General features: G+C 51.5%; 23 protein-coding genes. 6 read left to right on the plus strand and 17 right to left on the minus strand.

Annotated features, from left to right (window positions below; translation table 11 throughout):
- Positions 1 to 7: 7 nt before the first annotated feature.
- Together ACYVBJ_RS11180 and ACYVBJ_RS11185 are read right to left on the minus strand one after the other, a co-directional pair.
- On the minus strand, positions 8 to 916 hold the full coding sequence (locus ACYVBJ_RS11180; protein ID WP_460982384.1) for a sterol desaturase family protein: 909 nt from the start codon (positions 914 to 916) through the stop codon (positions 8 to 10).
- A 10-nt stretch (positions 917 to 926) separates the two neighbouring features.
- Positions 927 to 1,433, minus strand: coding sequence for a rhodanese-like domain-containing protein (locus ACYVBJ_RS11185; protein ID WP_460982385.1), 507 nt, complete (start codon positions 1,431 to 1,433; stop codon positions 927 to 929).
- 192 nt (positions 1,434 to 1,625) lie between these two features.
- Here ACYVBJ_RS11185 and ACYVBJ_RS11190 point away from each other — a divergent pair, with 192 nt between their 5' ends.
- From ACYVBJ_RS11190 to ACYVBJ_RS11200, 3 genes are all read left to right on the plus strand, one after another.
- On the plus strand, positions 1,626 to 2,228 hold the full coding sequence (locus ACYVBJ_RS11190; protein WP_460982386.1) for a TIGR04282 family arsenosugar biosynthesis glycosyltransferase: 603 nt from the start codon (positions 1,626 to 1,628) through the stop codon (positions 2,226 to 2,228).
- Positions 2,229 to 2,269: 41 nt separating this feature from the next.
- On the plus strand, positions 2,270 to 2,962 hold the full coding sequence (locus tag ACYVBJ_RS11195; RefSeq protein WP_460982387.1) for a glycosyltransferase family 2 protein: 693 nt from the start codon (positions 2,270 to 2,272) through the stop codon (positions 2,960 to 2,962).
- Between the two features lie 257 nt (positions 2,963 to 3,219).
- Entirely contained in the window at positions 3,220 to 4,581 is a 1,362-nt protein-coding gene (locus ACYVBJ_RS11200; protein WP_460982388.1) for a hypothetical protein, read from the plus strand.
- Between the two features lie 329 nt (positions 4,582 to 4,910).
- On the opposite strand, the gene ACYVBJ_RS11205 is transcribed toward ACYVBJ_RS11200, so the two are convergent.
- The 6 genes from ACYVBJ_RS11205 to ACYVBJ_RS11230 all read right to left on the minus strand — a co-directional run bounded on the left by ACYVBJ_RS11205 (position 4,911) and on the right by ACYVBJ_RS11230 (position 14,179).
- Positions 4,911 to 6,626: an FAD-dependent oxidoreductase gene (locus tag ACYVBJ_RS11205; protein WP_460982389.1), complete on the minus strand. Its 1,716-nt coding sequence runs from the start codon at positions 6,624 to 6,626 to the stop codon at positions 4,911 to 4,913.
- A gap of 20 nt (positions 6,627 to 6,646) precedes the next feature.
- A complete protein-coding gene (locus tag ACYVBJ_RS11210; RefSeq protein WP_460982390.1) occupies positions 6,647 to 7,366 on the minus strand; it encodes an SGNH/GDSL hydrolase family protein in 720 nt (239 codons plus the stop codon).
- Between the two features lie 71 nt (positions 7,367 to 7,437).
- The gene (locus tag ACYVBJ_RS11215; protein WP_460982391.1) at positions 7,438 to 8,907 is read right to left on the minus strand and encodes a RagB/SusD family nutrient uptake outer membrane protein; all 1,470 of its coding nucleotides are present in this window, start codon (positions 8,905 to 8,907) and stop codon (positions 7,438 to 7,440) included.
- A gap of 86 nt (positions 8,908 to 8,993) precedes the next feature.
- Positions 8,994 to 12,473, minus strand: coding sequence for a SusC/RagA family TonB-linked outer membrane protein (locus ACYVBJ_RS11220; RefSeq protein WP_460982392.1), 3,480 nt, complete (start codon positions 12,471 to 12,473; stop codon positions 8,994 to 8,996).
- A complete protein-coding gene (locus ACYVBJ_RS11225) occupies positions 12,470 to 13,492 on the minus strand; it encodes a FecR family protein (RefSeq protein WP_460982393.1) in 1,023 nt (340 codons plus the stop codon). Before ACYVBJ_RS11225 ends, ACYVBJ_RS11220 begins: the two co-directional genes overlap by 4 nt.
- Positions 13,493 to 13,516: 24 nt before the next feature.
- Positions 13,517 to 14,179, minus strand: a complete 663-nt coding sequence (locus ACYVBJ_RS11230; protein WP_460982394.1) for an RNA polymerase sigma-70 factor — start codon at positions 14,177 to 14,179, stop codon at positions 13,517 to 13,519.
- Positions 14,180 to 14,309: 130 nt separating this feature from the next.
- Here ACYVBJ_RS11230 and ACYVBJ_RS11235 point away from each other — a divergent pair, with 130 nt between their 5' ends.
- A complete protein-coding gene (locus ACYVBJ_RS11235) occupies positions 14,310 to 15,107 on the plus strand; it encodes a LolA-like protein (protein WP_460982395.1) in 798 nt (265 codons plus the stop codon).
- A gap of 22 nt (positions 15,108 to 15,129) precedes the next feature.
- On the opposite strand, the gene ACYVBJ_RS11240 is transcribed toward ACYVBJ_RS11235, so the two are convergent.
- From ACYVBJ_RS11240 to ACYVBJ_RS11270, 7 genes are all read right to left on the minus strand, one after another.
- Positions 15,130 to 16,341, minus strand: a complete 1,212-nt coding sequence (locus ACYVBJ_RS11240; protein WP_460982396.1) for a low temperature requirement protein A — start codon at positions 16,339 to 16,341, stop codon at positions 15,130 to 15,132.
- Between the two features lie 319 nt (positions 16,342 to 16,660).
- Positions 16,661 to 16,957, minus strand: coding sequence for a winged helix-turn-helix domain-containing protein (locus ACYVBJ_RS11245; protein WP_460982397.1), 297 nt, complete (start codon positions 16,955 to 16,957; stop codon positions 16,661 to 16,663).
- Positions 16,954 to 17,601: a hypothetical protein gene (locus tag ACYVBJ_RS11250; protein WP_460982398.1), complete on the minus strand. Its 648-nt coding sequence runs from the start codon at positions 17,599 to 17,601 to the stop codon at positions 16,954 to 16,956. The genes ACYVBJ_RS11245 and ACYVBJ_RS11250 overlap by 4 nt, the downstream gene beginning before the upstream one ends.
- 46 nt (positions 17,602 to 17,647) lie before the next feature.
- Positions 17,648 to 18,022 (minus strand): diacylglycerol kinase family protein, encoded by a 375-nt coding sequence (locus tag ACYVBJ_RS11255; RefSeq protein WP_460982399.1) that lies wholly within the window; start codon positions 18,020 to 18,022, stop codon positions 17,648 to 17,650.
- Positions 18,015 to 19,484 (minus strand): B12-binding domain-containing radical SAM protein, encoded by a 1,470-nt coding sequence (locus ACYVBJ_RS11260; RefSeq protein ID WP_460982400.1) that lies wholly within the window; start codon positions 19,482 to 19,484, stop codon positions 18,015 to 18,017. Before ACYVBJ_RS11260 ends, ACYVBJ_RS11255 begins: the two co-directional genes overlap by 8 nt.
- A gap of 80 nt (positions 19,485 to 19,564) precedes the next feature.
- On the minus strand, positions 19,565 to 20,281 hold the full coding sequence (locus tag ACYVBJ_RS11265; protein ID WP_460982401.1) for a DUF1361 domain-containing protein: 717 nt from the start codon (positions 20,279 to 20,281) through the stop codon (positions 19,565 to 19,567).
- A gap of 116 nt (positions 20,282 to 20,397) precedes the next feature.
- Positions 20,398 to 20,988 carry a hypothetical protein gene (locus tag ACYVBJ_RS11270; RefSeq protein ID WP_460982402.1) on the minus strand — a complete coding sequence of 197 codons (591 nt, stop codon included), beginning with the start codon at positions 20,986 to 20,988 and terminating at the stop codon, positions 20,398 to 20,400.
- Positions 20,989 to 21,319: 331 nt separating this feature from the next.
- Here ACYVBJ_RS11270 and mazG point away from each other — a divergent pair, with 331 nt between their 5' ends.
- Both mazG and ACYVBJ_RS11280 read left to right on the plus strand, forming a co-directional pair.
- Entirely contained in the window at positions 21,320 to 22,156 is an 837-nt protein-coding gene (gene mazG, locus ACYVBJ_RS11275) for a nucleoside triphosphate pyrophosphohydrolase (RefSeq protein WP_460982403.1), read from the plus strand.
- Positions 22,157 to 22,226: 70 nt separating this feature from the next.
- Positions 22,227 to 22,958: a metallophosphoesterase family protein gene (locus ACYVBJ_RS11280; protein ID WP_460982404.1), complete on the plus strand. Its 732-nt coding sequence runs from the start codon at positions 22,227 to 22,229 to the stop codon at positions 22,956 to 22,958.
- A 120-nt stretch (positions 22,959 to 23,078) separates the two neighbouring features.
- Here ACYVBJ_RS11280 and guaB read toward each other — a convergent pair whose 3' ends face one another.
- Positions 23,079 to 24,551 carry an IMP dehydrogenase gene (gene guaB, locus ACYVBJ_RS11285; RefSeq protein ID WP_460982405.1) on the minus strand — a complete coding sequence of 491 codons (1,473 nt, stop codon included), beginning with the start codon at positions 24,549 to 24,551 and terminating at the stop codon, positions 23,079 to 23,081.
- A gap of 92 nt (positions 24,552 to 24,643) precedes the next feature.
- The gene (locus tag ACYVBJ_RS11290; protein WP_460982406.1) at positions 24,644 to 25,072 is read right to left on the minus strand and encodes a DUF2141 domain-containing protein; all 429 of its coding nucleotides are present in this window, start codon (positions 25,070 to 25,072) and stop codon (positions 24,644 to 24,646) included.
- Between the last annotated feature and the right edge of the window lie 36 nt (positions 25,073 to 25,108).

Below are 25,108 nucleotides of genomic sequence, written 5' to 3' on the forward strand. Positions count from 1 at the left end.
TTAACCATTAGGGATCTGCTTTCTGTATTTCGGGTTGTTTGCGGGCACGACTGCGCCACGGATAAACCATTTGTCCGAAAAATGAATTGGGCACCTGGTTCGATCCGGGAAATCCCAGCCGAAGGGTACTCTTTTCGTATGGAACATGAGCCGTGCCGAATACATAGTCCCACAGACTGAGTGTTATTCCGAAATTGATGCCTGCGCGGCTGTGCGCCGGTAAGTCTTCGGCATGATGCCACAAATGCATCTGCGGACTGTTGAACACGTAGCGTAGCGGACCGATGGGCAGATACATGTTGGCGTGGTTAAGATGCCCAATTGCCAGCGTAAACAGGTGGACGATAAAAAATTCCTGCAGGCCAAAGCCAATCATCGCCAGTGGAATGTACTCCAGTGTCCGGTACACGATTGTTTCCATCCAGTGATACCGAAAATGGGCGGCATATCCCATCACTTCCGTCGAATGATGAACTTTATGAAACTGCCATAACCAGGGCGAATGATGCAGCAGTCGGTGAACGTTCCACTGAATGAAATCCCGAACCACAAATAAAAGAAGCAGTTGCGCCCAGCCGGGCAGCGACGCTACGTTGAGGGCAACGATGTTTTTGATACCAAAGAGGCCCAGAAAATCACTGAACGCCTTCACCCCTACCTGCGAAATCGCATTATAGGCAATCAGGGAAAACAGGAAGTAATTGAAAAACAGGTAGAATGTATCGAGCCAGAACCCTTCGCGAAAAATGGGCTGATTTCTTCGCCAGGGAAACAGCAGTTCCAGCACCCAGACCAGCAGTGAAATGCCGACCAGGGTATAAAAGTAATTCGGCCAGCCCGGTTGCGTAATTTCCCGAAACAGGTAGCTGGCATAATCACCGTACCCCTGCAAAAAGGTCTGAAAATACTCCATCATGGCTTAAGGCTTATTTATAAACTTTCTGTCCCCGTTGCAGCCACTGGCCCCACGACGGACTATAGGCGTGAACCGAATCGGTCTGGCCTTTGGCATTCACCACGGGATAGCCCCGGTTGACCCACTCAAAAATGCCGCCGTACACGTTTTTAACCTGTGTGAAGCCCTGGTCGGCCAGTTTCTGGGTTATCTTCTGGCTACGGTAACCGACCGAACAGTAGACCATGATCGGCTGATTTTTCGGTACGTTGTCGAGGGCACTCAAATCCAGTTTTTTGTACCCAATCGGAATCGCGCCTTTCAGGTGACTGACTGCGTATTCACCGGGTTCGCGGGCGTCGAGTATCAGCGCATTTGCCTGATGCTGATGCAGTTCGTCGGCAGTAACGGCTGGCACCGACTTATTGAGCATACCGTGAAGCAAATCATCGAATTTTTTGTCAGCTACGTATTGCGCCTTAACCGAACCGGCGGGCAGTGCCAGCAGCATGAACAGATGGAACCAGCGTTTTATCATTATTCAACGGGTAGTTTGCCTGTACCATACCGATAACGCTTACTTGTCCCAATACATTCAACATACGTAAAGGCAATCGGTGAGGTATCATCCTCTTTGAGAAATCGGGCAGGGGCGACTTCAGGTATTGAAGACAGAAAGGCAACCGATTGCCCGTCTGTTTCGTTAGTATTTCGTTAACTGCATTTATGTATGCCCGCTGAACACCTTATTGTTTTCGTAAAGAATCCGATTGCTGGTCAGGTTAAGACACGTATCGCACGGACGGTTGGCAATGCCAAAGCCCTCGACGTTTATCTGCATCTGCTACGTTACACTCAGCACGTAGTACGCGATTTTCCGGGTCGCTGCGCCGTGTATTACGGTGATTTTATCAATCCTGATGATGGCTGGAATGACTTCGACAAATACAGTCAGTCGGGCGTCGATCTGGGCGAGCGGATGAGTCAGGCGTTTGGGGAGCAGTTTGCCGCTGGTGCCGGTAAAGTGGTTATTATGGGCAGCGACTGTTTCGACATAACTCCTGATCATATTCGTAATGCGTTTGCCGCACTCGATACCGTCGATGTGGTTATCGGCCCGGCTACCGACGGTGGCTATTATTTGCTCGGTATGAATCAGCTTCAGCCTTTTTTGTTTCAGGATATGCCCTGGAGCCAGCCTGAATTAGGGCAGTTGACGGAACTGGCTCTTTTGCAGCACGGGTTAACCTACGCCCGGCTCGACGAACTAACTGACATTGACGAGTGGGCTGACTACGAAGCCTATCTTCAGAAAACCAATCTGTCATTGTAATACGGAATCAACTATTTTTCTCCTTTACTGCCGCACTACGTTTGAACCAGCCTATTATTGTCGCTATCATTCCCGCCTTCAACGAGGAAAATTCAGTTGGGCAGGTTGTCCGTGAAATACCTGCTGAACTGGTGCAGGAAATTATTGTTGTCAACAACAACTCCAACGACCAGACTGCCGTGCAGGCTTCCCGCGCTGGTGCTACGGTGCTGGATGAACGTATTCCGGGATACGGTCGGGCGTGTCTGCGGGGCATTGCCTACGCAAAACAACGCCAGCCCACACCCGACATTGTTGTTTTTCTGGATGCCGACTATTCCGATTTTCCGGCTGAAATGCCTCGTATCATTGCCCCAATTCTTGACCAAACCGCCGATCTGGTAATTGGGTCACGGGCACTGGGGAACCGGCAGCGTGGTTCCATGACTCCTCAGCAACTCTTCGGAAACTGGCTGGCTACCCGGTTGCTGCGTTGGTTGTATGATGTCCAGTTCACCGATTTGGGGCCATTCCGGGCGGTTCGGTTTGATACGTTGCTGGCGCTGGACATGCAGGATAAAACGTATGGGTGGACCGTTGAAATGCAACTGAAAGCCGCCAAGATGCGGTTCAGAACAACCGAAGTACCCGTGAGTTATCGTAAACGGATCGGTCACTCAAAAATTTCGGGCACAATTAAAGGCACGGTACTGGCAGGCTATAAAATTCTCACTACCATCTTTAAATATTGGTAAATATGTCACTGAAAATACATTAGATTGTTTTTTGTCATGCTGACCCAGGAAGCATCTTCGAAGCAATTCATTTATCTATCTAGGATGCTTCCTGCGCCAGCATGACAAAAAACGCTACCAGAGAATACGCTAAACTAATTGTGCTTGTTTTACATAGTCTGCTAGCTATTGGATAGGGTCTGAGGGTTAGCTATACACTTGCCCATATCTGGGCGTACCGAAACGAACGTAGCACCGAACGTGACTGTTCTACAGCCATGATAACACCGTTTCGGATTGGCTGGTTGTTTCTTTCGCTGGCATTGTTCACCCTGATGGGATATGGGCTTGTCAGACCGCAATTCAATCTGCTGATCCTGTTGTACGGTCTTGCCTTCTGGGGCTATGTTCGGATTACCCGACCGCTGTGGGCCATCGCACAACAACCAGTACGTTCGCCTATCGAACTACCCGAACCAGACCGATTTCTGTTTCTGGCCGCCGTTCTTTTCCGGGTTGCTCTACTGGCTGTAATCCCTAACCTATCCGATGATTACGTTCGATTCGTTTGGGATGGACATCTGGTCGCCAATGGCTACAACCCGTATCTCTACTTACCCAGCCAGGTTATCCATACGCCTTTGGCAACAGCAGCCGGATTGACCGAATCGCTGTATACGTCTCTGAATTCACCTGATTACTTCACGGTTTACCCGCCCGTCAATCAGGCATTATTTGGGCTCGCGGCCTGGCTGTTTCCACATGATCTGCTGGGTAATCTGATTGCGCTACGTTTCCCGATTCTGCTGGCAGAAGTTGGTATCGTAGGGTTGCTGCCGATACTCCTGCGTCGATTCGGACAAAACCCAAATCTGGCCCTGCTCTACGTTCTGAATCCACTGGTGATTCTGGAACTGACGGGCAACGTTCATTTTGAGGCCGTGATGATCTTCTTTGTACTATTGGCAGTCTGGCTATTCGTGCAGAAGCGATGGTTTGCCTCCTCCATGCTACTAGCCCTGGGCATTGCCACCAAACTTTTGCCCTTCCTTTTTTTTCCCTTACTGATCCGGTACATAGGCTGGAAGCGGGGCCTGGCTTACGGTTCATTAACACTGGTTCTTACAGCCGTTTTGTTCTTCCCATTCATCGACGCCGACCTGGTTCGAAACTTGTTTTCAAGTTTACACCTGTATTTCCAGAAGTTTGAGTTCAATGCCAGCATCTACTATCTGATTCGGACAGTCGGCTACGTGATCACCGGAAACAGCATCAGTATAGAAACTGGCATCGCCTTGTCTATCCTCATCGTTATTGGTACGTTAATTATCGCCTTCGGAGATCGTTTATTCCCGGCGTTGACGAGTCTGGCAACCAGAATGCTGCTGACCATGAGCCTGTACTGGCTTCTGGCTACTACGGTTCATCCCTGGTACTTAACCTCACTGGTAGCCATTACAGTATTTACCCCATTTCGGTATCCGTTAATCTGGTCGGGGCTTGCTATCCTATCGTATGGGGCCTACCGAACGTTTCCTTACAATGAAAACCTGCTACTTGTGGGCTTGGAGTATGTGATCCTATTCCTTTACGGATTGTATGAGTGGCAACAGGCGAAGAGAGCCATAGTGACTACATAATTTTGATTTTGGAAATGAACCGATTTAACGTTCATCTGCTTCTACACCATGCATACATGATTTTACTCTGAAGTATCTTCAAAATAAGCTTTTACTCTTGTATAAGCTACAGAGCAAACAGGTTCTTGACAAGGCAAGAACCTGTACTAAGCAAAGTAATTGTTCAGAAAAAGCAACCTTTTCGTGAACGGCTTCAGATACATGATAGAGAAGCCCGCCTGATTGCCTGCCTGGCAAGCTACCCAGATTCTGGTTTCTTTCCAGTTCTCAAACCCAAAGGGCGACCGGGTTCTGTAGGCGGGATAACAAAGCCTATGCTTCTCGATGACTTATTCTAACCGTTGCCCATCCTTCAACAGCACCTCCCGAAGTTTTTGATAAGGCAAACGCTGGGGAGATACTTTATTCTCCAGCGATAAGACAGCCGCTGTCGCAGCCGACTGACCCAGGATCATAAAGACGGGTTCCATCCGGATTGACCCAAAGGCGATGTGCGAACTCGATACGCAAACCGGTACGAGCAGGTTATTGCATTCCTCTTCTTTGGGCAGAATCGATCCGTACGCGATTGAATACGGCCGGTCGGGGTGAACGCCGATGTCGCCTTCGTTCTGCACAAAGCCGTCTTTTTTAACGTATCGCTGGGCCTGGTGCGCATCGAGCGTATAGGAACCCATGCCAATTGGATTTGGTACGGTGGTTTTGCCGAGCGCATCCGCTTCTTTCATCACGAATACACCCAGCATACGCCGGGCTTCGCGGATGTACAACTGGTGAGGCCAGCCGCCATTGTCGACGAATTCATCTTTGGGCAGTCCCCACTGCTGCATCTGCTCCCGAACATCAGCCGGAACGCGTGGATCGTTCTGGAGGAAGTACATCAACCCCTTCTGATACAGTTCATGCTCTTTAATGATCTGGCGTCGGCGCTCATAAGTCGCTTCGGGATAATCATAGTTCTTGCCAATGTAGTCGGTGCTGAACGGACCGTGGTTGTTCGTGTCGGTTTTGCGGTTCGGAATCGGGTCAAACTTGTTGAAGGTTTCGCGCCAGCCGGTGTCGAATACTCTTCCCAGTAACTCATACCGCGCCGGATCGTAACCTGCGGGCTTTGGAAACGGAATGCGGTTATCGGGGTGGTTGCTCAGGCACATGCGGAAACAATACGCCTGAATTTTGTTATCGCCCGCCCCGTACTCGCCGGGCAGATTCGGCGATACTTCGGGAAGCAGACCGCTCTCTGGATTTCCGGCAACTTTGTAAGGGCTCACGTTCGATTTGAAATGGTGCCCGTGGTGAAATACGTCAGTTTGTACACCGTTCCATTTCTCCCCATAAACACTGTTCGCTTCGCGGCCAACGTGGTAACGAATCCCAGCGGCTGCCATCAGATCGCCCTCGTACGTAGCGTCAATAAACATCTTACCTGCGTAGACAGTCCCGCTCAGCGTACGAAATGACTGAATACCACCCGACTTTTTGGTAACGCCTTTGGCCGAGCGGTCGAGCCATTCGTCGCGGTAGATCTGAATCTTGTTTTCGCGAATGAAATCTTCAAAAACCTGTTCGGCAGCATGGGGTTCAAAAATCCACATAGTACGCGCATTGCCATCAATGGCAGGTGTTCCCTGGCCTTTGTTGCCATACTCTTCCTTTTTTTGCCATTTCCAGCCTGTCGGTTTCTGATAATGCTGGTACAGGCGCTGGTAGAACTGGCGGGAGAGGCCGCCAATTACTTCTTTATTACCCGTATCGGTAAAGCCCAGTCCTCCCGCGGATAAGCCACCCAGATGTTTGTCGGGCGATACAATGATCACCGACCTGCCCATTTTCTTAACCTGCACGGACGCTGTGACAGCGGCTGATGTACCGCCATAAATAATAACATCGGCCTGCCGCACCACGGCTTTGACCGGTAACGCTGGTCTGTGAGCAGCGCGGTGGCCCGGCAGGATCAGCAGTAAACCCAGGAGCCAGCCAGCCAGCAGCCCATGTCTGCCCAAACGAGAAATCAGTACTGATACAGAATGTGCGAAAAAAGTCATAGAACAGGTAGGTAAGTAGGTTATGAAACAGTTACCAGTTTCTGAAGATAAGCGGGGTAGTTTTTACCGGCATCATCGCCTTTGGTAATGCTGTCGCCCAAACAGACGATACGGTTTTTTAACAACTGATTCGTTGCCAGAAACAGATAAATAGCCACGGCCATCGTACGGTAGCCTTCAGCCGTAGGATGGATGCCGTCGGTTTTATTGCTGTTTACCTCGTTTTTTAGCAGACTCCCGGCTTCCAGGCCAAGGTTACCAACTTTCTCGAAAATAGGGTACATGTCCAGTAAAGGAAAGCGATGCTCTGTGGCTACTTTGCGGATGGTGTTATTTACGTTTGCTTTTCGGGCCGTATGCCCTTCGGGCTTGTAAAAATCCGGGTCATGGCGGGTCATCAGATACGGTTCGTAAACGGGCAGAATGGTCATCAGCATGACCTGGCTTCGGGCGGCTACTAGCTTCGTGCAGATGGTTCGCAGGTTTCGCTCGTAGTCGGCAAGCGGCACGTATTTCCGGCTGTTCATATCGTTGGTGCCGATCATCAAAATTGTCAGGTCCGGGCGTTGCGCCAAACAATCGGCCTCAATCCGAGCCAGTAAATCGACGGTGTTATTGCCACCAATACCCGCGTTGATAATAGTTGGCGGTTGCTCAGCCTTAGTCGTCAGTTCAGATGCATATAAGGGCGCGGCCGCCGTAACGGCTAATGTGCTCTGCAAAAAGGTTCGACGTTGCATTAGAGGAGCGATCAAACGATAGAAAAGGTGATGCCGAGCCCTTCGACCCGACATCACACGTAGCTAGTAGCTTAATACCCTGGATTCTGCGTCAGTTGCGGATTCACGTCGCGCTCCGTTTGCGGAATAGGGTAGAGGATATGAGTTGCAGGGACAACAATGGTCGGATTCTGCGCTTTAATAGCCTCAACGAGCCGACCCGTGCGTGCCAGGTCATACCACCGGTGCCCTTCAAATGCTAGTTCCAGACGGCGTTCGAGCAATATCGCATCGCGGAATTCGGCTTTCGTTAAGCCGCTGAGATCGGCCAGACCAGCCCGTTTGCGAATCCGGTTAATGGCCGCATACGCATCCGCCGTCGGACCATTTTGTTCATTTAAAGCTTCGGCATACATCAGAAGGACATCCGCGTAACGTAGTATCGGGAAGTTGTTGCTGCCTTCGGCATTCGCGGTTGCCGATGGGTCCAGATACTTATAGACGTAGCAGGGGAAGCTGATGCTGGCCGGAGCCGCGGGCGTACCCGTTGCCGAATACAGTTTCAGCGTTACGTCCCGCCGTTTATCGGCAGCTGAGTACGTTTTGTACAGATTTTCGGTTGGAGGATCATCGCCGAACCCGGCCACCCCACTGACCCGATCGAACGGTGGACGCATATATCCTTGCATCCAGCTCCCTTCGTTAAAGCCACCACCCAGGGCCTGCATCTCGAAAATGGCTTCTTTGCCATTCTTGTTCGCAATCAGGAATACCTCTGGATACGTAGTCCATAAGTCGTACGTTCCAGCGTCGATTATCTGCTTCGCTTTTGCCGCGGCATTGGCCCAATCCTGGCGGGTCAGGTAAACCTTAGCCAGGAACGCCGTTGCTGCGCCTTTGGTCGCGCGCCCAATATCGGCTCCGGTGTATTTCGCGGGTAGGACGTTTTCCGCTTCCGTGAAGTCCTGAACAACTTGTTTATAGACATCATCAACCGAAGCCCGGCTTACGTTCAGGTTATTGAGCGACTTGGTTTCCTGGACGACCAGCGGCACTCCGCCGAACAGCCGAACCAGCGTGAAGTAATAGAACGCCCGCATGAACTTGGCTTCGGCAACGTAACGTGCTTTTAAGGTCTCATCCATCGGAATGCCAGGAACCCGTTCTACAACTGCATTTGCCCGGTTGATACCCTGGTAGGCCGTTGACCAAATCGACTGGAAGGTAGAGGTCGCCGGGGTGAATGTATGCTTATCAAGGTCGTTTTTCGCCTGGTTAGCCGTCGATCGTCCGCCACCCCATTCCGAATCGTCGGTAGCCTGGTCCTGCAGAATCCACATGACCTGCGCGTACATATTCGAGTTGTTCATGGGGTCGTAGACGCTACTGACAGCGGCTCGGGCATCTTCGGCATTTTTGTAAAAGTTATCGGGCGTAAAACTCGATGCCGGAATCTGATCCAGCACCTCGCAGCCGGATACAATGAAGAGAGAAACAGCAAAAGAGACAAAGAGCGAAAGGCTTCGTCGGGGGCTTGGGGTTGCTATTGGTGGTAACTTCATGTCTATTATTCGTTAAGGGTAATGGAAGAAAGCGGCAGGAGCAATTCGCCAGAATGAATTGCTCTTTCTTTCATTCACTCTTTAGATTAAAAACCAACGTTAAGGCCAAACATCAGGGTTTTAGCGGCCGGATAGCTTGCGTAATCGAAGCCCTGACTGCGGCTGTCCTGACCAAACCGGTTCACTTCCGGATCGTAGCCTGAGTAGTTTGTCCATGTTGCGAAATTCTGAGCGGTCGCATATACACGTAACGACTGAATCTTGAGCGTTTTCAGGACTAGCGCGGGCAGGTTGTAAGCCAGCTGGATATTCTTCAGCCGCAGGTAAGAGCCATCTTCAATTTGTCGGGTCGAAATCCGGTTCGCCGGGCGAGTGGTCGATGCGCGCGGGATGTCAGTATTGGTGTTCGTGGGCGTCCATCGGTTGAGCATGTCCCGATCCTGATTATTAGTACCGTTCAGGTATTCCAGCTCGAAGCGGTTGGCATTCAGAATCTCATTCCCGTAAACACCCTGGAAGAAAACCGTTAGCTCCAGTCCTTTGTATGAGAACGTATTGTTGAAGCCACCGATGAACTTCGGTTGCGCACGACCGATAATGGTCCGGTCGTTATCGTCGATTTTCTTGTCGCCGTTCAGATCGAGGTATTTCCGATCGCCCGGCTTGCGGGCCTGTGCATCGACCAAAGCCGCCAGTTCGTCGGAGGTCTGGTATAACCCGTTAGTTACGTAGCCGTAGAACGACCCTAAGGGCTCGCCGACCCGAATAATACCGGAGTTGACATTTTGGGCGATGTTGGCCACTTGTCCGGCAAAAATCTGCGGAGCCCCGCCGATGTCAAGAACCTTATTGCGATTCAGCGCAAAATTGATGTCGGTATTCCATTTGAAAGCTCCATCGATGTTTCGGGACGAGACGCTCAGTTCCAGGCCCTTGTTTTCGACCCGCCCCAGGTTCTTGATCGCGCTTGTATAACCCGATGTGCTCGGCACGGTGACGTTAAGCAACAGGTCTTTTGTGCGCTTCACATACGCATCTGCCGTTACAGTGATTCGGTTGTTCAGCAAGCCGAGATCAATACCAAAGTCGGCCTGCGACGTGGTTTCCCACGATAGATCGGGATTGGCGATCTGGTTGGGCCCTATGCCGGTTGCCACCGTATTGCCCAATACATAGTTCTGGGTGGCCAGCAACGAATAAGCGGGGTAGTTACCGATACCATCCTGGTTACCCGTTAAACCGTAGGTGGCGCGAAGTTTCAGGTCGCTCACGGCCCGGACATCTTTCATAAAGCTTTCTTCGGATACCCGCCAGGCTAAAGCCGCCGATGGAAAGTAACCGTATTGCTTGTTAGCACCGAAGCGTGATGAGCCATCGGCCCGGAACGAAGCAGTGACCAGGTATTTGTCTTTGTAGCCATAATTGACGCGAGCCAGGTACGACTGTAAACCCCAGGTACCAATGCCCGACGAAGGCGTGAGCGGTACTGATCCCGCGCCCAGGTTGCCAGTGTTCAGGTTGTCGTTGACGAAGTTTCTGGCTGCGGCCGTGCTGGTTTCCACTCGATACGCTTGTTGGGTGAAACCGAGCAGGGCACCAATCGTATGAACTGTATTTACCGTCCGGTTGTAAGTCAGCAGGTTTTCGTTCAGCCAGGTTACGGCCTGACTATTGTACAGCGAACCGACTCCACCCTGCGACAAGCCACTCGATACGCTCCGGGGGAGATAACTATCCTGTTTCTGCAAAATGGCATCTACGCCCAGCAGCACTTTCAGGTTCAGCCCATCGATGATCTGGTACTCGCCAAATACGTTGCCGAACGTCCGGAAGGCGGTGTTACGGTTCTTGCTGTCGCGGGCCAGGGCCACCGGGTTATCGGCCGTAAAATTCAGCGCCGGGCTAGTCACCAGATACGTACCGTCAGGGTTGTAGACGGGAAGAATCGGCGGGAATTGCAAGGCTGCCATGGTCACCAGACCGGCGCTGCCCAGGTCGCCATCCGTGCGCGATTGGTTCGAGACCGTGCGGTTCACCGTCAGACTATTCCCGATTTTGATTTTGTTGGTCAGCTTGCGGTCCAGGTTGATCCGGAACGAATACCGGTCAAAATTCGAGTTGACAACGATCCCATCCTGCTTAAAATACCCCCCGCCAATGGCGTATTGCGTACGCTCGTCACCGCCCGAGATCGACAGTTGATAGTTCTGGATGGGGGCTGACTGGAATATCTGGTCCTGCCAGTCGGTGCCCTCGCCGAAGGCATTGACCTGGTCCTGACTATAAACAGCTGCCCGGCCTTCGTTCGTGTTGGCGTCATTTACGAACTGAGCGTACTCGCGTCCGTTCAAAACCGGGTATTTCCGTCGTACCTGCTGTACACCATAATACGTGTCGAAGTTGATAGTTGACTTGCCCGCCTTACCCCGTTTGGTCGTAATGATAACCACGCCGTTCGCGCCACGAGAGCCATAAATAGCCGTAGACGACGCATCTTTCAGGACCGAGATCGACTCAATATCGCTGGGGTTAAGCGTGCTTAATACGTTAAAATTCGAACCGCTGCTGGCTCCGTCGTTCTTGAACGGGATGCCATCGATAACGTAGAGCGGTTCGTTATCGCCCTGAATGGAGTTGCCGCCCCGAATCCGAATGGTTGTGGTGCCGCCGGGAGCACCCGAATTTTGCGTGATCTGTACGCCAGCGGCCCGTCCCTGAAGCGCCTGGTCGAGCGAGGCAACGGCTACCTTCCGGATTTCTTCTACCGGAACCGTTGCCACTGCGCCGGTGAGGTCGCTCTTCTTCTGCGTACCATACCCGATAACAACCACCTCATTCAGCGAACGCGTGTCGGTCGCCAGTTGAACATCAACGGTTGTCCGGTTGCCGACGACAACTTCCTGGCTAACGTACCCGACAAAGCTAAATACCAGCACCGCCTTGCTGTCCGGGACGCTCAACTGATAGCGCCCGTTGGCATCCGTTGTTGTGCCGCGTGTTGATCCTTTCACCACCACGCTCACTCCGGGAAGCTCTTCGCCGTTCTCAGCCGCAACGCGACCAACGATACGTACATCGGCCAGTGCGGATTCCGCCGGTAAGGTAAACGGTAGCCCGGTTATCGAGGTTGGGGTGGGTAGGGGAGCCGCGGCCGACGTTGTGGTAATAGGCTCAGGCGAGTCCGTAACGACCCTGATCGTCGTCTTGACCGGCACAATTAAATAGGCACCTGACTTTAATTTTTTGAACCGTAAACCCCGAGGCTTCAGTAACGTATTCAGGTTTGCCTCCAGTCGGGCGTTGTAATTAATTGGTTCAGCTGGCTTCGTGGCTGTTTCGGCGATGACCGATTCTTCAAACAGAATATCAGCGCCGTAGTGCTGCTTTAGCTCAAGCAGGGCTTGCCGGAGTGAAAGCTGCTGGGACGTAGTGTGTTGGTTAAGTTTACTGGGTTGCCAGCTGACCGTACGGGTTTGCACCGACGCCAGGGTTTGAGCCGTTGTTAAATCGTAACCAGCTACCACGAGCCAGCTGACGGTTAGGGTAAAGGGTAGGAGTTTCCTCATTGGTTAGTTGTTTTATCGGCGTTTTGAAAAAAGACAAGGGTTTGATCGGCGTTCGTTACGTGTAGATCAAGCAGCTCAGCGAGGGCTTCGGCCAGTTCCTGTGATGAACCCGCCCGAATTGTGCCGGTCAGCGTTCGACGCGCCAGCTGAGGATCGCTGCATTGAACCGTTACGCCAAACACATCGTGTATCTGTCTGAACACATCCAGCAACGGGGTATTGTTGAATACGAAATGCCGGTACCGCCAGCCCGCGAAAGCGACGGTGTCGGTTTGGTGGCGGAGTTGTACGGAGCCCAGGCGGTCGAGAGATACGTAGTCGCCGGGTTTCATGATCAGGCTCTGCGGCTCCTGTTTGGCGGATGTATAGGCGAGTTTTACCTTCCCGCGCTTGAGTACAACCTCCGTATTGGCTTTCCGATCACTTACCGAAAACTCGGTGCCTAAAACTTCAACATCGACGCCAGAGGGCAGCTTGACCACAAACGGTTGATGGGTGGCCAGATGCCGGACGTTAAAGACCGCATCGCCGGAGAACTGGACCCGACGCGATACCCAGCCATACCCCCAGCGGGGCACACGTAGCGTCGACTGACCATTCAGGGCAACGGTAGAGCCATCGGGGAGGTTAACGGTTCGCAACTGCTGTTTGGTCGTTACAATGGTGCGGTAATTCCAAACGTCCTGCGTGGCGTATAAACCAGCAAGTAAGCCGGCTAAGCCAACAACGGCTGCGGCCCATTGCCAACGGCGTTTGTTGCTGAGTCCCGGCTCGGGCCGGTGAACGTGCTGGAAGGGAGAAACGGCCGGAGCCGGGTTCGCCATCCGTTGCTGGAGCCGTGCGAGGATGAGGTCTGAGTCGGGTTTATACTGCGGATAGCTGCGCTCCCACTCGTCCAGCCACTGGAAAAATTGCTCCCGGCCGTCAGGGTGGGCCAGCCACTCGCCAATGACTTTCTTCTGGAGCGACGTAGCCTGGCCGGCAAAGTAGGTGTACACCAATTCTTTAGTTGGTTGCATGCGTGTTCGAGTATCTTGTGGAGACTATCCTAGCGTGATTAGCAATAGGACCGTTGAGATAAGCAGGTGGCTCTGGCGCAGGACCGACCGAACGGCCGTTAACGCCCGGAGCAGGTGATTTTCGACTGTCTTTGGCGTTAGCCCAAGTTCATGGGCAATCTCTTTGTACGATTTGCCTTCGAATCGACTCATCAGAAAGACCCGCTGCCGCTGGGGAGACAGCTGCTGGACCGCTCGTTCAAGCGTCTGGTAAAGTTCATCCTGTACCAGAAGATTGTCGGGCTGTCCCGATTCCGTATCGGGTTCGTTGAGGTCAGGCTCCTCGGTGCCTTGCCGACCTAATTCCCAGCGAATGCAGTTGAACGCCCGATTCCGAACGGCCTGGTAGAGATACGCCCGGTAGGAGCTGGTTACGCGTTCATACTGCCGATTGGCGTAAAAGGAATAGAATAGGTCCGCTACCAGATCTTCGGCCAATTGGCGATTATACACGTAGCGAACGGCGTGGCTGCAAAGCGGGGCAAAGTAAAGCTTAAATAACAGCTCGCAGCCGTGCCGCGGGTCTTGCTCGAACGCTTTGCGCACAAAAAGCTCGTGGTCGATTTCGGTCGGCACCGACTGACCAGACTCTGGACGTAAAGCTGGCTTATCGCCTGGCGGGGTAATCAGAAATGGATTAACAGACATCTGGGAAAGGGCTCACAGCTATAGGACAAGTTTACCCGGCTAAATCCCCCAATGGTAAAGACAAATTTTTGCTGATATAATGCAAAGTGTCTGTATATTCGACAAAAGAGACGTAACAAAACTCTCTTCCTTGCCAAAACGCGATCAGGCAGTTACTCAACCTGGTCCGCTTTATGGAATCATTACGTTCAGAGTTGACCTGACCAAGCCCAAACTGATGAAGAAGATAGCCTTAACCTTGTCCTTGGCGTTGACGTTCTGGCTGTCCGTACTGGCGCAAACTACTCCAGCCGCCGACGAAGTAATTGATAAATACATTGCCGCCATTGGTGGGAAAGATGTGCTGTTGAAAGTGCAGGACCTAACCACGTACCTATCGAGCGAAATCGAACGGGAGCACATTATCATTACCTGGAAGCAGAAACTTCCCAACAAATTTTCGATGGCTATCAACATCAACGGTATGGAGATGATGATGCGGACAGGTAATGGATCGAAGGTGGCTATGGGCGGTATGCAGGGAAGCCGTACCCTCGACGGTCCCGCTGCGCAGCAGATGATTCTGATGAATATTATTTTTCCCGAGTTGCATTACACTGAAAACGGTGTAAAAACTACGTTCGTTGGCTCCGAGAAAGTAGAGGGTAAGGATACGTATAAATTAAGCCACGCGACCGCGGATGGAGCCACTACGTGGACGGATAACTTCGACGTAACAACTGGCCTGAAAGTGCAGTCGGTTACGAGTGGCCAATCGCCACGAGGTCAGATGACTACTACGTCCTTGTATACCGATTATAAAGACGTAAACGGCATAAAGTTTCCCATGACGATCGTTCAGCAATCGCCACGCGGATCAATGACCATGTCCGTCGATAATGTGAAAGTGAACAAAGGCATCAAGGATTCGGAGTTCAACGCCAACTAACGGGGTTTGCTCATAGGGCTAGCTATACGCCCGTATCTGGTTTTACGTCGTTACCATCAGTCTGACCTTCTACGCGCTCGGTACTTGCCGGAGCCGCCGGGGCCAGATTGTCGCTGACAATCATGGCCATCACCAGGGCAGCAGTAATAATCATCAGATTAATTGGACGTAACGACGCAAACGCGCCAACGCCAACCAGAACAAGGGCAATTCCAAAGCGGGTGACAATGCCGCGAACGAAGCTAGGATGAGGAGGGCCTGCCTTAAGTGATGTCAGGCTGATACCGGCTTCCGTTAACAGATAAGCAGCTACGGAACCCGTTAATAGCCATTGCGTCTGCTGGGGTAAATCATCCTGGTTGGTGGCCCGCACCGCGTAGGTCAGGCTAATGCCTACCAGGGTTAAAGCAATGGTCAGGGGTAAGTGCAGATAGAGCCACAGGGTATAGAACCGGGCCGTACCGCCTTCGCTCACCTGCCGCACCGCATCGTCGTCGAGCCGGTCGAAATAAGCCCACCACAGGCCAATGATGATAATGCCGCCTAAGACCGTAGCCGGAATCGTTTCTGCGTTCAGTCCGCTGGCCATCAGACCCTGCGTTGCTCCGCTTACCGATTGCCCGAGCACAAGCAGCGTAAACAAACCGTACCGTTCGGGTAGATGCCGAACGTCGGGTGGAAACTCCCGGTGGAGCTGCCCGCCCGTCGAGGTTAAGGGAGTTCCTAGTTCAATGAGCAGGGCCAGGGCCCAGACTCCGTATTTATAAGGAAGCGGAACGAATACCGAGCCAATCCAGAGCAACGCCGAAAGAGAAAAGCCAGTGGCTAAATGCTTAATGTAAGGGCGGGCTTTGGGCACGTAATACCAGGCCCGGCCGTATTCGGCCAAAAGTATAATCCGCACCACCGAGTACGTCAGCGCGTATACCGATGAACTGGCTTCGGCTCCTTTGGGAACCGACGCGGCCAGCACAATCAAACCGAGTAACTGAAGACTCCCCAGAAAGCGGTGCGTTATATCCTGTTCGTTGTCGAAACGTGTGGAATAATGCGTCTCACCATTCCAAAGCCACCAGACAGGAACGTATAGCAGGATGAACTGGCCAAATTCTTTAGCGTCAAACGAGGTCTGCAACCGCTGCGCTAACTGCATGATAATGACCGTAAACACCAAATCATTGAGCAGTTCAGCCCAGGTTGTGCGTCGCGTTCCTTCCTTTTCAAGCGAACGCAATTGAGGTATGGCTGTTGCAGATGATGACTGGTCAGGCATAGGACCGCTGGTTTGCTGAAGGAGAGTTCATGAGATTCATGAAAAAGCAACGGTTTGTAGACTCATTTTGCTTAGCCAACCGCGTTAATTCCGACGGTAATCGAATTTCGCTGGTGATAATTGACCTATAAAGCACCTATAGAAGCCGCGGAGAACGGTATAACCCTGATTGCCAAGCCTGACCATCGGCCTACGGACTGGGTTTGCATGGAACTGCCAGTGAAGAAAAAAGTACCCAAGCCGCAATACAAGAGAACCTGTAGACGGTGTAAAAAAACGTCTACAGGTTCTTAATAAACTCTTCGAGGGCGTTCAGGTGGTCGGCAAAGGCCTGACGGCCAGCATCGGTAGTAGAATACGTCGTGTTTGGCTTTCGGCCGATAAACTGCTTCTGAACCGCTACGTAACCCAGCTCTTCCAGCGACCGTAAGTGCGTAGAGAGGTTGCCGTCGGTCAGGCTAAGCAGTTCCTTCAGCCCGTTAAAACTCATGGAGTCGTTGACCATCAGGACCGACATGATGTTTAGCCGCGCCTTGCTCTCAAATGCTTTGTTAAACTGAGCCAGCAGGTCTTTCATGCGGTATTACGTTCGTATTTGAAGTACATCGCCAGGCCATACGCAATGTGCAGGATGCCGAAGCCAATGGCCCATACTAACAGGTTGTATCCCGGCAAAAATAAGGAGATTAAGCCAAGCACAATTTCGCAGTAGCCCAGTGATTCGACATCCCGGAGTGTGTGCCGACTGCCGTTTACTAAGGCTAAGCCGTAAAAGATAAGGGTAGCCGGGAACGCCAGCCAGATGATATTGTAGTGCAGAAGCGCCAGGCAGAAGACTCCCCCCGCTGCCAGCGGAACGGCCATAGCCCAGACCAAACGCTGGGAAGACGTATTCCAGACACTTAAGCCCTGCCGACGTGCTTTCCGAACCGTAAAATACGTTCCCAGCAGCAGAGCCGCCACCAGAACGGCCAGAGCCACCAGTACCAAAAATTGTTTGATAGCTGCATGGTCGGCATCATCGTAAAGCTCCAGCCGGTCGTAACCGGGAATGGTAAACCAGCCGGTACGTAGCCGCATGTACACAACCACCGCCCCCGTGAGCGCAACTACACCGGCCGAAACACCCGACAGCCCGCTTAGGGAAAGGAACTTGGAAGAGCGCTCCATCAGACTACGGATCTCGGTCAGCGTCTGTAGATGTTCACGCGATTCGTGCATGAGTTTGTTCGGTATAATTTGATAGACAAGATCGTTACAATCACTTTTACAGCAGTTCCAGCAGAACCAGCAGTCGTCCGCCTATGATGACAATGCCGATAATAACTGCAATCACAACAACCATTAAAACGGCCCCCGCTGATAAATCTTTAATGGCTTTAATTTGGGGATGGATGCCTGGCGATACAAAATCGCATAGTTTTTCAATAGCGGTATTAAACGCTTCGGCGGCCCAGACAATCCCAACCTGAGTGAGAATAATTGCCCATTCAACCCGGCTTAGCTGAACCAGTAAACTCACTAAAATAATGGCGATGGCAACAAGCAGGTGAGCCTTTGCATTGTTTTCATAGCGAAATAAGTCAATAATCCCCTGTCCCGCATACCGAAAGCTGCGGAATACTTTCCGGATGTTAATCATGGAGCAAGCGCGCTGAACGACCCGAAGGTAATGTATTCAGTTCAGGTAACGTACCAGACAGAACTTCCGCAGGTTTGTTTTCTTCCGTAAAATCCGGCTGGGTTGTTCGTACATTGGCTAAAATCGACTCCAGAATCGGCAGCATATCATTCAGAGTCCGGGTCTTGATCAACAGATTCCAGACAGGCTCAAACTTTTTCCAGCCACCCGTATAGAACAGGTGTTTCAGCTTGTGTTTAAGTGACTCGTGCGCGAAGCTTGATTTGAGGATGTTCAGCCAGCTATAGAACGATTGATAGGCCCAGTCATAGCCTTGTTCCAACTCGTCCGGAGCCAACCGCGCCGTTTGGTAAACGACGTGCCGAGTGTCATACAAATCCCAGTTTCTTGTTAGGATTCGGCCCTGTGCCTCCATGGTTTTAAACAGTTTTGTGCCCGGATAAGGCGTCAGAATATGATACGTGGCAGTGGTGATGGCGTTCTCGACACCCCAGTCTACGGTTCGTTTGAATACGTCCCGATCGTCTTCATCGAGGCCAAACACAAAACTTCCATTGATCAGAATACCCAGCGAGTGCAGCCGATTAACCGCCTGCCGGTAATCCTTCGCCAAGTTTTGTTTTTTGTTGCTTTGCTTTAGATTGGCCGCCGAAAACGTTTCGAAGCCCACAAAAACGCTACGTAGCCCGGCATCAGCTGCTTTCTCGATCAGGTTTCCGCGGAGAATGGAATCAATCGTGGCCGCTCCCTGAAATACCCGGTTCATGCCCCGCATACCGTCGAAGAGCCCGCTGGCAAATTTAGTATTGCCCAACAGGTGGTCATCGAGAAAATAAAGATGCCTGCCCGGAAGCCGCTCAATTTCGGCCAGGGCTTCGTCCACCAATTGCGTATAAAAGGTCTTGCCGCCTTCAAAGAACGCGTCCTTGTAGCAAAAGTCGCAGTGGTGTGGGCAGCCGCGCGTAACAACCAGAGAATTAGGCACCAGGTACCGATTACGTTTAATTAAATCTCTTCGGACAGGCGGTAGATTGTCGAGGGTTCTGCTGGTTGACCGGTACGTCTTTTTAGGCTCTCCCTTCTGGAAGTCAGCCAGGAACTCGGGAAAGGTCTGATCGCCCGGACCAAGAAAAATAGTGTCGGCGTGAGCAGCCGCTTCCTCCGGCAGCGACGTTACGTGTAAACCGCCCAGTAAGACGTAAGCACCACGACTTCGGTAGTGATCGGCAATGGTATAAGCTCTATACGCATTGGTGATGTAAACCTGAATAAGGACCAGATCGGGGTAATCATCCAGTTGCAGCGTCTCTACGTGTTGATCCTGCAACTCAACTTCGTCGTCAGGAGATAGATGAGCGGCCAGCGTTGCCAGACCGAGTGGCGGAAACAGAGAGTACTTGATGGGGCGCCAGAAGGGGCTTTCAGCCTCGGCCAGAGCGGGTAGGATTAGCTTTACTTTCACGATTTTGTCAGCTATACGTAGTCATGCGTATCAGTGGCCGTCCGATAACCTAAGTCTTACAGACGAGTACGTATTGTTCCTCAGGCTAATAGCCGCGATTTTGGCTGCTCTTCAGCGTCGATGTACCAATAAAAGGCGATGTATAACACGACCAGCACGAAGCCATAGGCTAACGTGAGCTTGATGCTCAGGTGATCGTGGTACGATTGAGAAATGGCCTGGACGAGCATGGACGGTTTAGTTAATACGTTCCAGCTATTCCAGCGCCCAAAGCGACCCAGATAAATGCCAAAGCCGGATAAAACCTGACCCGCCAGCATCAGCATCCACGTCAGACCGAAGCCGAGCAGTGGCCGAAGCATTCGGTGGGCAATGAGCATCGAGTATAAGCCTGCCAGCAAACCCGTCAGTGCGAACAGAAACAGGGTGATGGTATCGAACCAGAGCAACTGCGTCGGAGTGTGTTGAATATGATACAGGTCGGTGATGATGTAGGGCGCGTTCGGCAGAAAAGCCAACCAGACCGCTAAACCAGTAGCCAGCAGCCACGGACTTAAAAAACCGGCCGTTCGCAAATCGCGCAGTACCAGTACTACGCCCAACGGAAAAAACGCCAGAAACAAGTTCCAGGTCAGCATCACGAAAAACCACCAGTTGCCGGTTAGTAATCCGCGCGTGGTTACCAGGGCAAGCCCGGCTGCGGTAAGCCCCGTTAAGGCAATGAGCCCCCGACCGAGTACCGGACGGCCAGAATTACTGTTTAGCAAGGAGTGCAGGGCGTAAGTGAATTGGTTCATAATTTAAAGTACTTTGTTTTGCAAAGTAAATGAAATAATAAAACGTCAATCAAGGTAGACCGACATTTTATTATTTCATGGCCTATATCTGCCGAATTGATCAGACAGGCTAGTGACTATTCAGCGGTTGCCTGAGCGGACGTATCACTGGTGTAAAACAGCCGTATCAGTTGAGAGGCCTGGTGGCCTGGATCACTACTCAGATTATCCAACTCGTCAAAAGCGGCAACCTTTTCGGGTTGGTCATAAAAGATGTCTTTAAGGACATTGGCGGTAATAGCGTGAATAGGAGAGTCCGCCTTACGGCTGAAATAGTACGTTATCAGCGAATTAGCGTTCCGGCCGATACCCGACAGGTCTGTTGGGCGGCTGTATATATAGATACGGTCGGTGTGTTCAACCCGGTATAGTTCGCCAGTAAAACGACGGTAATCTACGCCTGATTTACGTTCTCCCCACAACTGTGCGGCCGGAATTTCGACGTCCTGATTGTCGGGCGTTACAATCTTAACGGCTGGTTTAAATAATTCGTCACGCAGGCGATAGCCCGTTTGAGCGTTGTCGAAACCGTCCGTTATCAGATGGTGCTTAAAATCGGTGGCCGACAGATAAACGCCATTGTCAGGCATATGAACGAAACTGGACGTTGTCTGAGCGGTACTCAGGAAAGGCAACGTAGTAAAAGCGGCCAGCACTAGGGTTTTCATTTTATAAGAACGATTAAGTGAAACATGAAAATGGTTTACATAATTGTGCTTCATCCTGAATGGTGCTATCGTGTTCGCTTTACAGACGCAAAGGTTGGCTGGCGAGATTAGAATCAGTTCAGTTTTGCATTAACAAGTAGTTAAAAGTGGAGAGTTTATGAATAAGCGTCGGGGCAGGTTGCAAAGACTGTTTGCCAATAAGGGTATTAATGTTTCTGCCCGGATTGCTTTATCTATTTTTGTTCCGAAATGGCCGAAGCGGATCGCTATTGTAATTACCGCTCGTGGTCACTCATAAAATTGGGCCGCCTGTAAACCAATACAGCGCCTTATGCCTTATTGGGATATGAGCGAAACGAAGAAACAATTTCAAGACCTACCCGCCCGCCGTCAGGAACAACTGATGGCTTTTGATCGGCTGCTGACCATCATGGATGAACTGCGCGAGCAGTGTCCCTGGGATCGTAAGCAAACGCTGGATAGCCTGCGTCACTTGACCATTGAAGAAACGTATGAACTCTCGGATGCTATACTCGAAAACGACCTGTCCGAGATTCGGAAAGAGCTGGGCGACATTCAGTTGCACCTGATTTTTTACGCCAGGATCGCTTCGGAAACCGGTGCCTTCGACGTAGCAGATGTCCTCAATGGCGTCTGCGAAAAGCTCATTAGCCGTCACCCGCATATTTATGGCGATACTGTAGCCGAAACCGAAGAGCAGGTAAAAGCCAACTGGGAGCAGTTGAAGCTGAAAGAAGGTAACAAATCGGTACTGGGGGGCGTGCCGACTTCGCTGCCCGCTCTGGTTAAGGCGATGCGTATTCAGGAGAAAGCCCGCGGGGCCGGTTTTGACTGGGACGAAAAGCAGCAGGTCTGGGAAAAGGTAGAAGAGGAAATGCAGGAGTTTAAAGCTGAATTTAACGCGGAAACAGACGAAGCCATCGACGTGCAGCGGGCCGAGGGCGAATTTGGCGATTTGCTGTTTTCACTCGTCAACTACGCCCGCTTCATTGACATCAATCCGGAAACTGCGCTCGAACGCACGAATAAGAAGTTTATCAGGCGCTTTCAGTACATTGAAGAACAGGCCCGGGCGAATGGGAAAGCGTTGCGGGACATGACCCTGGCCGAAATGGATGTGTACTGGAACGAAGCCAAAACGAACTGATTGCTAAATAAAGGCACCTAGGTTAGTAATTTCGTCTATTTAAGCGTGTAGATAACGTAACGACAACTGTATGAAAATAGCGTTTATCACGGATATACATTTGGGTGCTGAAGGCGAAAAGCCACAGGAAGTTGATGTACGGCAGAATTTTCTGAATGCGCTCGCGTTTCTTCCGCAGATTAAACCCAACTGCCTGGTCATTGGTGGCGACATCTGTAATGCAGAAGGAAACCGTAGTACGTACGAGTGGGCAAAAGAGCAATTGGACAAACTGCCGTATCCGTATTATGTGATTGCCGGTAACCACGATGACTCTACTTTGTTGGCCGAGGAGTTCAACCGAACAAACTACTTACACGGCGATGAATTGTATTATGCAATACCGCTTGAAGGCCAGCCAACTCTTTTTCTTGATACCGCCAAAGGTATAATGTCGCCAACCCAATGGGCATGGCTGCGTGAATTTATGTCGGCCTTACGAGACAGCAACGTACTGGTATTTATGCACCACCCGCCTGTGCCAGCCGACGTTACGTTCATGGACCGCCACGATCGCTTCCGGCAAACCGACCAGTTTCTGGAGTTGATCAAGGACCTGCCGTGCCACGTAACGGTTGTTTGCGGACATTACCACGCCGACAAAATTGTACAACGCGGCAATCTGCTCGTTTTATTAAGCCCGTCTACGTTCGTGCAGCTAAGACAGGACACGACCAATATGGTCATTGACAACCACCGTGTGGGCATCCGCGAGATCAACCTCACTAACCACGGCACCAACAGTACGGTTCACTATCTCTGAACCGCACAGGCGGCCCTGCGGGATTGACCTGATTCAACTTGATTAATCCGATCTTTGTGTAATCGTAAGAATCAAGTTAGGTCAGCTTACTCCTGCAGGGCCGCCTGTGCGGTTCAGAGCTTATCTCGCTGAATAATTCGGCGCTTCTTTCTGAATCTGAATATCGTGAGGGTGGCTTTCGCGCACACCTGCCGAGGTAATTTTTACGAATTTAGCCTGTTGCAGAGCTGGTATATCGATGGCTCCACAGTAGCCCATACCAGCCTTTAAACCACCAACCATCTGGTACACAATCTCAGAAACGTGGCCTTTGAACGGAACCCGACCGACGATACCCTCGGGAACAAGTTTTTTGATGTCGTCTTCGGCATCCTGGAAATAGCGATCCTTAGAGCCGTCCTCCATTGCTTCAACCGATCCCATACCCCGGTACGTTTTAAACCGCCGACCCTCGTACAAGACAACTTCGCCGGGGGCCTCTTCAGTGCCCGCCAGCAGCGAACCGATCATGACCGTACTGGCTCCGCCCGCCAGGGCTTTGGTAATGTCGCCCGAGAAGCGAATACCGCCATCAGCAATAATGGGTACTCCTGTTCCCTGTAAGGCTTTTGCCGCTTCGTAAACCGCCGTTAACTGGGGCATACCAATACCGGCGATGATCCGTGTCGTACAAATGGAGCCTGGGCCAACCCCGACTTTCACGGCATCAGCACCCGCATCCGCCAGCGCTTTAGCCCCTTCGCCGGTGGCTACGTTTCCGGCAATGACCTGTAGTTTGGGAAACTGCTGTTTAATGCCACGTACCGCGTCGATTACACCCTTTGAGTGGCCGTGGGCGGTGTCGACACTGATCACGTCAACGCCGGCTTTTACGAGCGCTTCAATACGTCGGGTCAGGTCGGGCGTTACGCCAACGGCGGCCCCCACGCGCAAACGACCTAATTCGTCCTTACAGGCGTTGGGGTGGCTCTTTTTCTTAAGAATGTCTTTGTACGTAATAAGGCCAACCAGGCGATTCTCTTCATCAACAATCGGAAGCTTCTCGATTCGGTATTCCTGCAGGATGCTCTCGGCCTCATCCAGGGTTAGCCCCGTAGTGGCCGTAATGAGCTTCTCGCGGGTCATTATATCGGTAACCGGCTTCGACAAATCGCTCTGAAAGCGCAGGTCGCGGTTGGTGAGGATACCCACCAGCTTCCCGTTTTCGTCAACGACCGGAATGCCGCCGATCTTGAACTCGCGCATGATTTTGAGTGCGTCGGCCAGCGTAGCGCTTTCGGCGAGCGTGATGGGATCAATAATCATCCCACTTTCTGAGCGCTTCACCCGACGAACCTCATCGGCCTGCGCTTCCACACTCATATTTTTGTGGATCATACCGATACCCCCTTCCTGCGCCATCGCAATAGCCAGCGCTGACTCCGTAACGGTGTCCATTGCCGCCGAGATGAGCGGAATGTTTAGTTGAATTTCGCGGGTAAGTTGGGTAACAGTACTTGTATCGCGCGGGAGAACCTCTGAGTAGGCAGGCAGCAGCAGTACGTCGTCGTAAGTGAGAGCCTCGTAAAGAAACTTACTGGTATCTAAGCTCATGGCAAATAAACAGGTGGTGTTATTTGCCGGACAAAAGTACGGAAAGTTTCTGAGTTTTCCCTATTAAAAATGCAGCTACCGCCAGGTCAAGGCTAAAATGCGTCTAGTTTGATGCTTATAGCCTTGCCGTCGTCGCCTACCGTGAACTTGCAATCGCCGAACTTAGGCGCCGACATCGTAGGACGGAAATTATTACTGAATCCGTAAGGTTCTTTCGGAATACCAAACACCCGTTTATCCATTTTACCGTTTCCGTTTTCATCATGATACACGGCTACAGCATAGTCGCCTGGTTCCACGGCGAACGTTGTCGAAACACTATTCGTCTCAGCGTCTAGCTTTCGCCCTTCCATTGGCTTACCTTGTGGGAAATTAGCTCCCGGGCGAAAGAGCGCAACGTACACCGCTCCTTTTGAATGACGGACGTTTTGAACGTCAACTTTAAGGTTGGCTTTTTTAGGGGCTTTATAAGCAGGTTTGTCAGCTAAAAATAAGCTAAGTGCAGAAAGCAAAATGAGCATAAACACAATCTTTTTCTAAAAACGGATTTATTTTGC

This window comes from Spirosoma fluminis, assembly GCF_054778895.1.